This window comes from Acetobacter fabarum, assembly GCF_040702925.2.
Lineage (GTDB): Bacteria > Pseudomonadota > Alphaproteobacteria > Acetobacterales > Acetobacteraceae > Acetobacter > Acetobacter fabarum_B.
Genome location: NZ_JBFCXX020000048.1, coordinates 1 through 1728, shown reverse-complemented (window position 1 = coordinate 1728; position 1728 = coordinate 1). Strand labels below are relative to the sequence as shown.

The 1728-nt window shown below is 43.9% G+C and carries 2 protein-coding genes; one reads left to right on the top strand and one right to left on the bottom strand.

Annotated features, from left to right (window positions below):
* Positions 1 to 650: 650 nt before the first annotated feature.
* Positions 651 to 1109 carry a hypothetical protein gene (locus tag AB2L51_RS14995; protein WP_395582644.1) on the top strand — a complete coding sequence of 153 codons (459 nt, stop codon included), beginning with the start codon at positions 651 to 653 and terminating at the stop codon, positions 1107 to 1109.
* Positions 1110 to 1131: 22 nt separating this feature from the next.
* On the opposite strand, the gene AB2L51_RS14990 is transcribed toward AB2L51_RS14995, so the two are convergent.
* Positions 1132 to 1728, bottom strand: a 597-nt coding sequence (locus AB2L51_RS14990; RefSeq protein WP_400922614.1) for an integrase core domain-containing protein, incomplete at its 5' end; no start/stop codon positions are given.

The window sequence follows — 1728 nt, the reverse complement described above, 5'->3', positions numbered from 1 at the left end:
ATCCGCTCCATCTGCCTCTCAGACAGCATAAACACATCACTCACAGGCCCACCCTTCATCGGTAAGACTGTGAATCAAAACTTCTCGCTCAGTTCAATAAATTAATAGGTCCTGAGCCTAGTGACAATGACGTTTCAAGGATGGAGGATGCGCTTTTAGAGGCTCGTGAAGTCAACCGACTGTTGACGACACCAGAGGGAAGAAAAGAGCTTCTGGCAAAAACGCCAACGGGCACAGAAACCTGACCAAAGCGGCAAAAAAAAGTTGTTGAACAAGAACAAGAACAAGATAATGCTTATATCACGCAAAGAGTTAACGAATTACAATCAGCCATACCTGAAGGGGCGAGAGGTCGCGTGACGATGGGTGTCGGTATCGTAAAAAATACGGCTGGACAAGAAGTAACAGTAATATCCACAAGCGAACCTCGTGGATACTTACGGAGTGGCGTGGCGCAAAAATTACACTCTGAAGATGTATTTATATCTGGCACGGGTCATGCAGAGACTGATATAATAAACTGGTCTAAGGAGCGGGGCTATACTGTTAGAGCAATAGGTGCTGGTAGACCCATTTGTTCGTCTTGTGCATTGGCGATAAATAATGTTAAAGTATTGCCTACCACCTCAATAAAAAAGTAAAGAAAAATAATGGATTTAAGTATACGTCTCAATCAATTTTCTCCTGAACTAGTTGAATATGGAGAAAGACTCACAAGCGATGAACGCTCTTTAATAGCTCGTTTAATTGCGAAATGGGCATGTAGTACTAGCCATTCAGAAGACTACCTTAATGATGATATTCAGTCATACTTCGAAACAGGAAAATTAATAAGCATACCAGAGAGAAGAGAGCTTGAAAAAACAATACAGTATATAGACAATAAATATTTCGATATACTTGAAGATGGTGGACATATAGATGTTAAAAAAAAGGCAATGTATTGGTTCCAGAAGGCCAGATCATTAAATTCAGTGATGTATGCCATAGATTCTAAAAATTTAGATTCTTTTTATGATTGCTTATATGAAGCCCTTGCCGCAACCAATGATGTAAAAAAAATAAAAGAGATATGTTATTTGACCGTGGAGAGATTGAAAAACCGATGATTGATGCCTCTGGCTCGTGATTCTAGGTGTTTAGTCCCGGGGTTTGATGGGTTGGATTGATGATGAATCTGTCTGGCTCTGCAGTCCAGATTTTGCAGACGTATTCGTAAGGGGTGAGGCCGTTCAGGGTCTTGAGTCTTCGCCCGAAGTTATAGGCTGCCATGAAATCGCTGAGGTGTGTCCTTAACTGCTCATGGCTGTCGTAATGGAAGCGCTTGACGGTTGCATCCTTGATAGTCCGGTTCATCCGTTCAACCTGACCATTGGTCCAGGGATGGTTGGGTTTTGTCAGACGGTGTTCAATCCCGTGGGCTTCGCAGATCATGTCGAAGCGCATTGGACGCGACCAGGCCGTATTGCGGTTGCAGGGCTGTTCAGCAAACTGGATCCCATTGTCGGTCAGGATGGTGTGTATCCGGTAAGGAATGATGCTCAGGAGATGTTCGAGAAATTCCCAGGTCGTCTTCCGATCGGCTTTTTCGACCAGTTGTGTGACAGCGAATTTGCTTGTCCGGTCGATGGCAACGAAGAGGTGCAGCTTACCCTCAGCAGTCTGGACTTCGGCAATATCGATATGAAAAAAGCCTATGGGATAGCGTTTGAAGCGCTGTCGTTTTGG